This is a genomic window from Pseudoalteromonas sp. NGC95, assembly GCF_015864705.1.
Lineage (GTDB): Bacteria > Pseudomonadota > Gammaproteobacteria > Enterobacterales > Alteromonadaceae > Pseudoalteromonas > Pseudoalteromonas arctica.
The window spans coordinates 45,387-53,479 of record NZ_JADYWR010000026.1 but is presented as its reverse complement, the minus strand read 5'-3'; the positions used below and the strand labels follow the sequence as shown (position 1 = coordinate 53,479).

The 8,093-nt window shown below is 40.4% G+C and carries 4 protein-coding genes; 2 read left to right on the top strand and 2 right to left on the bottom strand.

The features are described 5' to 3' along the window. Nucleotides 1-154: 154 nt before the first annotated feature. The gene (locus I6E70_RS18050; RefSeq protein ID WP_197189329.1) at nt 155-3,628 is read right to left on the bottom strand and encodes a S8 family serine peptidase; all 3,474 of its coding nucleotides are present in this window, start codon (nt 3,626-3,628) and stop codon (nt 155-157) included. A gap of 236 nt (nt 3,629-3,864) precedes the next feature. Here I6E70_RS18050 and I6E70_RS18045 point away from each other — a divergent pair, with 236 nt between their 5' ends. Next, a complete protein-coding gene (locus I6E70_RS18045) occupies nt 3,865-4,335 on the top strand; it encodes a DUF2721 domain-containing protein (RefSeq protein ID WP_007377300.1) in 471 nt (156 codons plus the stop codon). A 92-nt stretch (nt 4,336-4,427) separates the two neighbouring features. Continuing rightward, the gene (locus I6E70_RS18040; RefSeq protein WP_149594630.1) at nt 4,428-4,880 is read left to right on the top strand and encodes a c-type cytochrome; all 453 of its coding nucleotides are present in this window, start codon (nt 4,428-4,430) and stop codon (nt 4,878-4,880) included. 90 nt (nt 4,881-4,970) lie between these two features. On the opposite strand, the gene I6E70_RS18035 is transcribed toward I6E70_RS18040, so the two are convergent. After that, the gene (locus tag I6E70_RS18035; RefSeq protein ID WP_024592632.1) at nt 4,971-8,093 is read right to left on the bottom strand and encodes an efflux RND transporter permease subunit; all 3,123 of its coding nucleotides are present in this window, start codon (nt 8,091-8,093) and stop codon (nt 4,971-4,973) included.

The following is an 8,093-nucleotide window of genomic DNA, read 5'->3' as shown; positions in this document are numbered from 1 at the left end:
CGAGAGCATTAGAAAGTTGCATAAAAAAATCCGAATTCTACAAAAGAATTCGGATTCTTACATACCTAGAAGATCGTTCAAGTTCTATTAACTAATTCTTAAATGATCGGCATTAGAGCCGAAGCTCCCTTTATATAACTATTTAGTTATAAAATTACTTTTGTTTACGACGACGTATGAATGCAAACGGCGCTACTAGTAATGTTAACCATGCAAGTGAACCAGATGAGCTCTTTTTGCTTTCTGGTGCTACAGTCTCTACTACTGGTGGTACAACTTTAGTAATACTTACAGTAACTACAGCAGGAGCAGATACATTACCGCGTACATCAATTGCAACAACTTGAAGTTCAGCTGATGAATCACCAGTTAACAATTCAGTATTAGTTACAACCACTTGTCCATCCGCATCAATACCAAAACCTTGGTGAGTACTTGATTGCACATAGTACTCTGACACATCTAAGTCTTGGTCAGACTCAGTGATAGTTAGTGCACCAACAACCGTTCCGTTAGCAGCATCTTCTGAAACACTAAACTCACCACCAACTAGCATTGGGGCGTCGATTGCAGGAAGCTCTAACTCAGTACTACTCATCACTTTAACAATATCCAAACCAGATGTTTGTGATAATGCAAATGGACCGCTTGCTTCAACAATTGCTTTTTCACCCGGTTTAAGTGAAGTAACTGCTTCGCCAGTTTCCATAGAAGTAAGCGTTACACTTGGAGATGCTCCAAATGTAGTTGAGCCTTCAATACTATCGGTCTGAGTGAATACACCTGTAACATATGAAGGGTAACCTACAGATGCTTTAAAGTTCATGTTTTCACCAAGTAATGAACCATCAACGTTTAGTAGCTCACTACAAGTTGAGAAGGTAATAGTATCTTCACCGGCTGAGTGATAAAGCGGAGTAACCCATGCTAACGAATCGTTACCAGCGCCATCAGTTTCACCAATTACTGTACGGCTACGGCCAGGGAATGCTGTTTCACGACCGCGGTCGTTATAGTTTTGCATAACTTGATCATAAACACCGTCATTATCAGTATCAACTTCTAATCTGTAGCCTGCTTGGAATACATGCGTTAATGGGTCGCGCAATTGGATAGACGACGTTACAAAAATACCAGAGTCACAAGAGCTATCTGCAAATGCAGAGAAAGTAGTCGCTAAAATATTAAACTCAGCTTCTTCTCGTGTTTTCTCTGTGCCTGTTGCAACAATGCTTTCTACAAAAGGAGTAATGTCTGTTTGGCCGCTATTTTCAACAATAAGTGCCATTTCGTTATCAATGATTTGAGACGAAACGCTTAATTCTGTCGCAGCTTTTGGCATTGCATGATATACAACGTGTAAATCGTGGTCTGTATCAGTGCTTGCGTCATTAAATACCAATGCACCATCAAACTCTACTGAAGTAAGAGCAGCGCTTCTTGCAGCAATGTCGTCTGCACTAAATGGGTTTTCTAATTCCCACGCTGGTAGTTTTGTTGGATCAACAGTTAGCGTCACATCAAAGTTAATTGACTGACCTGCAGGGATTGTTACCGACTCAGGGAAATCCCAGCTAATTGCAGCTGTATCGTCATCATTTTGGTAGCGAGCTTCAGTACGCAGCGCATACGTTTTAGCATCTGATGAGAAGTTCTTAACAGTCACTGTTTTAGTTAGAGACTCTGTTCCAGCCATTGACACAAGGCCGAATGAAAGAGCCGCTTGTTTAGTATTAAACTGTGTATTATTAACCCATGCAGCAACTGGTAAGTTGACTGCTTTAGTTACATCAACCAAGCCTGAACCAATCATACTAATTGGAGCCAGTTCTGAGTCAGGACTGCTTGCTAAAGGCTCATTTGTTACATTTAAGTCAGCTGCATTCATTATTGTAGCTTTAATCTCAAATGCATTACGCTCAGGATGAGCTTCACGTACCATTGCAACAGCGCCGGCTGTAATAGGGCCTGAAAAAGATGTTCCAGATACAGGAGCTAGCTGATCTTGCGTGCCTGCTGCTGCAACTAATATACTAGTACCAGGAGCAGTAATTTCTGGTTTTAATAAACCATCCATCGAAGGGCCACGAGAAGAGAACGTAGCTACTGCACCTGCTGTAGTTTTAATTTTTACATCAATATCAAATGTTGCCGTATCGCCTGCAGCTAATTGAGCTTTTAAAGCAGCACCTGCAGCAAAATTAATACCTACACTTTTAATAGTTACATTGTCATCACTGCCACCCATTGGTGCAGGAGTGCCATCATCTGTGTTATTTGCAATCAATACAAACTCAGCACCTTTCTTCTGTGCACTAAGTACTTTAACTGTAAATGCACATGCACCACGGTCAATTAAAACCGCTTTACCAGTAAAATCAACATCATCAGCAAAATCAACACAACCATCTTGGTTTGTGTCAGGATACACTAAATCAATATCTGCACCTGTAATTACAAAGTCAGTTTGCGGGCCAAAGCCTGATGCTTGAATATTACCTTCGATACCAGCAACAGTACCTGTAGCAGTGCCAACTTCAGTTGTAGGATGGGTCATTGCGCCTACTGATAACGCATTTGGTGTCGTGCTTGGGCCACCAATACGGAATGGATGATCACCATCATTACCGGCTGAAATAACCATATTCACACCTAAATCAACAGCACGTTGAATTAGGTATTGTGCACCACCACCTGTATATGTATCGCCAAACTCACCACCCAATGACATGTTCATAACATCTACGCGGTCTGAAATATCACCATCGCCATTTGGATCCATTGCAGCTTCTAATGCCGCAGCTTGAGCAGCACTTGGACAGCCACCACCACAAACAGAGTAAACATATAATTCAACATCAGGTGCAATACCATTCACTGAATTTGAAGAAGACGTACCATGGTTTGTTGGTTCATCTACATCAGGAATTACAACTTCAGGATCATTCTCGATCGGGTCTGCATCTTCATGAATAAAATCGTAACCGCCTTGTACAATACCTTGTGGCCAATTAACCGTTGTAGGATCAGCTTGAGCAGCATTGTATGCTTCTACAGTACCCTCACCACCAAATGCTTTGTGGGTATAGTCAATACCAGTATCTAGAACAGCCACACGCTGACCTTTACCAGTTACAATACCATCAACAATTAAAGGCTTAGCATTAATATATTCAGACGTTGCAGCTACATGTAATTCGTAGTCAAACATCGGTAATACTTTAGCCACTCGTGAATCTTTAGCTATTTTAGCTAAGGCTTCTGGTGTCGCCTGCACAATTAATGTTGGTGCTAATATTTTTGTTTTACCAATTATTTTTGCATCAAAGTCTAAGCTACTAAGCTCGTTGGCCATCGTGTTTTGAAGCAACTCAACGTTAGCAATCATTTCACGACTGCTTGACGCTTCATAAGTGCCAGAAGCCACAGCATCAACAGAAGTTGCTGCACGTAAAACAATCATATGTGCTGAAGGCTGTTTTTGCTCAGATGCTAACTCTTTCACCTGTTCAGCAGCTTGAGGTGCAATCGTTGCATTAGGTAAAGTTGCCGCATTAACAAAAGTAGCAAGAAATGCACTTGAGACTGCCGTAGCTATAGCAGTTTTTTTTATTATATTTTTAGCCATGAGTTCCCCTTGGATAGGTTATGTATTATTGTATTTGTATTAATCAAAATGATTGTATTGTTGTACTGAATATAAAACTTTCGGTACAACCCAAGCAACACCTTGGTTACAAACACATGACATCAAATCCAAAAAACAAGAAAACATCACCTCAGCAAATTGATTTAAAACAATAAAGTTAAAAAATCATATTTGTGAACTAATGTAAACAACTCTAACTTTTTCTTGAGAAATGAATGAATAACGAAGTAATTAACATTTTAACCATGGCTAAAGTAATTCAAACGGCCGTTGCCCCTGTATTCTTAATCACGGGTATTGCTGCTACTTTAGGTGTTTTATCTAATCGTTTAGCACGAATTACCGATAGGGCACGTCAGCTAGAACGCAGACTAAAAGTAAGTACTGACGAGGACTTTAATAAATCACTCGCTACAGAGCTGCGCGCCCTTTTAAAGCGTTCTCGATGTATACATATTGCTTTTAGTTTGAGTGTATTAAGCGCACTACTTGTATGCGCTGTGGTTATGTTGTTATTTTTATCGCATATTCAATCTATAAACTTAGGCGTTACAATTGCCTGTTGTTTTGTAGCAGCAATGGCATTACTTATATGTGCATTTATGTCGTTACTTGGTGAGGTATTCTTAGCAACTAGAAGCATGCGTCGCGGGATGATATTTGCAGATATTGATATAAACGATTAAGTTTTAGTTAAATCTATCGTATTCACTTGAATAAATACGATGTTAGATACAAGATACCGAATTAAGAATTACAATTTTCAACAGGGGCAAACATGAAATTAAAAAAAGTATTAGCAACAATAGCACTGGCAACGTGTGCATTTAGCGTATCGGCAAATTCTGCATTTAAAGAACCAAGTGACGCGATTGAATACCGCCAAGCTGCGTTTTCAATGATTTCAGTGCAAATTGGTGACATGGGCGCAATGCTAAAAGGTAAAGTACCTTTTAACGCAGAGCAATTTAAAATGCGTGCTAACAACGCTGCTGCACTTTCAAAAATGCCATGGGAAGCGTTTTACGAAGGAACAGATAAAGGCGACACAGCTGCACTTGCTGCTGTTTGGGCCGAAAATGCAACCTTTGTTGAAAAAGCGAATGCTTTTGCAGCAAATGCAGATAAGCTAGCGTTAGCAGCCCAATCGGGCGATAAAGCCGTAATTGGTAAAGCTTTTGGCGCATGGGCTAAAGGCTGTAAAGATTGCCATAAGCAATTTAAAGATTAATTATTGTTGTAGCCAGTTTAACAACAATAAATAGATAATAAAAAAGCACTGAGCGTTAATAACGGTCAGTGCTTTTTTTATGCTTTATATTTACGAGACTTTAGCAGCTCGGCTTTTAAAAGGGCGCTTAAATAACGCACCAATATCGCCTAGAATAATATATAAACACGGTACTAATATAAGCGTTATTAACGTTGCAAACATAACAGCAAAGCCAAGTGCTACTGCCATAGGTATTACAAACTTAGCCTGCAGGCTTGTTTCAAACATAATAGGTAATACACCAGCAAAGGTTGTTATAGACGTTAATAGTATTGCTCTAAAGCGGGCACAACCAGCTTCTATTACTGCATTTTTAACGCTAACACCTTCGCGGCGAACTTGGTTTACATAATCTGTCATTACAAGTGAATCATTTATAACAACACCTGCTGCGGCAATTAAGCCAAATCCCGACATTAAGCTCATATCTAAATCAAACCAGTAATGACCCCAAATAGCCCCGGTTAAACTAAACGGAATAACCGACATTACAATAAGCGGTTGTGAATAGCTTTTAAGCGGCACAGCTAGCAGTATGTATACTAAAATCATTCCGCCAATAAAAAACATTATTTGCTCATTAGCTTGAGCTTGCTGCTCTTCTATTGCGCCACCAAGCTCTGATTTAACACTTGGGAATTCTTCTATTAGCTGTGGCAGTAGATTTTCTTTTACTTGCTTAACCACTTCGCCTGGCTCAATTTGCTCTTCATCAATATTGCCATAAACATACACGGTACGGTAACCACCTTCGCGGCGTATATAGCTAATACCTGGCGTTTCTGTTAGCTCTACTACATCACCAAGAAGTACTTCTCGCCCTTGTGGGGTAGTAACAACGGTGTGTTTAAGCGATGAAAATGCCTCACGAGTCAGCTTAGGGTAACGTACCATTACGCGTACTTCTTCGCCGTTTCGGATTACGCGCTGCGCTTCGCCACCATAAAAACTGGCTCCCACTTGATTTGCAATACCTGCCAAATCTAAGCCTAAATCGTAAGCAACAGGTTTAAGGCTCATTTGCACTTCTTTGCTCGCAGGATCTATGGTTGAGCTAATATCAAACAACCCTTTTTGCTGTTGAAGTAATTGAATAAAACGACGACCCGCTTGATTTAAAGTATCTATGTCTGAGCCATACAGTAAATAGCCAAACTCGCCGCCGCCATTACCACCGCCGCCACCAACATCGTCTTGAATAGTTAACGACTTAATACCAGCAATAGTCGGCATAGCCTCACGCCAGCGACGCGAAAGTTCAAATGCATTGTATGGACGTGAATCTTCGTCAACTAATGGAGCTAGTAACTGCGACTCGGTTCTGCCTTGATTAAATACCAATACATCACGAATAATTTTTTGACCAAACTCACGTTCAGTCTCTTCATCGACTCTAAGTACCATAGCTTCTATTTCACGAATAGCAGCAATGGTTTGTAAGTCAGAAACGTTGTCGTTCATTTCTACTTGAATTTGTGGAAAGTCGTGCGGCACTTTAGGAGTTGGAACTGTACGTACTTTATTAGACGTAATAAGTGCAATACTGATTATAAACATTGCAATAAAAGCAAACAAAACAGTCCAGCGCCAATCAACACACTTAGCAATAAAACGTTTGTATGGGCCATTTACGAAACCAAAAAAGCGTGTATTGAAGCGATCGCGCCAACCACCCTTTTTAATCGGCGAAAAGTGCGTATGAGCAATGTGAGCTGGCAGTATCAGCTTTGATTCAATCAAACTAAATACTAAACACAGCATTACTACAACGGCTATACCATAAAAGAAGGCACTTTCTGGCCCGCTCGACATTGTGAATGGTGCAAATACAGCAATTGTTGTTAACACACCAAAGGTTGCTGGGGTCGCGACTCGGTTAGCGCCACGCACAACATTTTCTACACCACCGCCGCTTTTTTCAACTTCGGTGTAGGCAGCTTCCCCTATCACTATGGCATCATCCACCACTATGCCGAGCACCATTATAAAAGCGAATAACGAAATAATATTAATGCTAATGCCAAATAGTGGCATCATCATCATGGCCCCTAAAAAACAAACAGGTAAGCCAATCATTACCCAAAGCGCTAGTTTAAAACGCAAGAATAACGACAACATAATTGCCACCAAAATGGCACCTTGAAAGAGGTTAGCTTTCATCATATCAAGGCGAGCATTTAGGTAGTAGGTCATATCCATTAATGGCTCTAATCGAATACCTGGCGGTAGCTGCTTATTTTTTTGATCAATAAACGCTTTAACCGAATCCGCAACGGGAATCATGTTTTGCTCTTGCGTTGCTTTTACCGATAAATACACCGCGTTTTCGCCATTAAACTTAAAGTAGCGCTCACCTTCGGTAAATTGATCTTTAATAACTGCAATATCTTGCAGTAAAACTTTAGCGCCATACTCGCCAATTTTTACCGGAATTTGCCTAAACTCTTCACCCGAGTAAAACTGATTCTCGACGCGAACAGAAATAACACCTGCGTCTGTTTTTAGCTGCCCCGCCGAAAAGTTAGCTGAGTAACGGCGTACCGCATTCATCACATCACTAAGGGTTAGATTATATTGGCGCAGCGTATCGGGCTCTATTTCAATTGCTATTTCATCAAGAGGAACATCGTTTACCACTAACGACACGTTAGATAACTGTAGTAACTCATCCTCTATTTGGTTTGCTATAGGCTTAAGCTCTGTAAGTGGTAAGTCAGCAACGAGCGTCATACCTATTACGTCTTGCCTAAACTCAACCTGACTTATGGTGACCGGTTCCATACCCGCCGGAAAAGTCGCAATACCATCAACACGCAACTTTACTTTATCAAGCACATCGGTAAGTTTTGCATCGGTGTTTATTTCCAGGCTGGCTGTACCGCCATTTCTAAATGCGCGATACACGCCTTTTTTAATTTCGGTTATATCTTTAAGTGACTCTTCAACTTTTATAAGAATACTTTCTTCTATTTCCTGAGGAGAGGCACCTGGGTAATTAGCCTCAATATTAATGTAGTTAATCTCTACATTAGGAAACATTTGACGCTGAATCGTAAAGTAACTTATAGCCCCCATAATAATGATAAAAAACATCATTAAATTAGCGGCTACTGAATTATTAGCAAAGTAGGCAATTAGCCCTGTTTGTTTTTGTTGTATTGACTCGCTCAT

Bases quoted from the DNA above. Each gene is read 5' to 3' on its own strand.
- I6E70_RS18045 (WP_007377300.1), top strand. From the start codon at position 3,865: ATGAATAACGAAGTAATTAACATTTTAACCATGGCTAAAGTAATTCAA.
- I6E70_RS18035 (WP_024592632.1), bottom strand. From the start codon at position 8,093: ATGAGCGAGTCAATACAACAAAAACAAACAGGGCTAATTGCCTACTTT.
- I6E70_RS18040 (WP_149594630.1), top strand. From the start codon at position 4,428: ATGAAATTAAAAAAAGTATTAGCAACAATAGCACTGGCAACGTGTGCA.
- I6E70_RS18050 (WP_197189329.1), bottom strand. From the start codon at position 3,628: ATGGCTAAAAATATAATAAAAAAAACTGCTATAGCTACGGCAGTCTCA.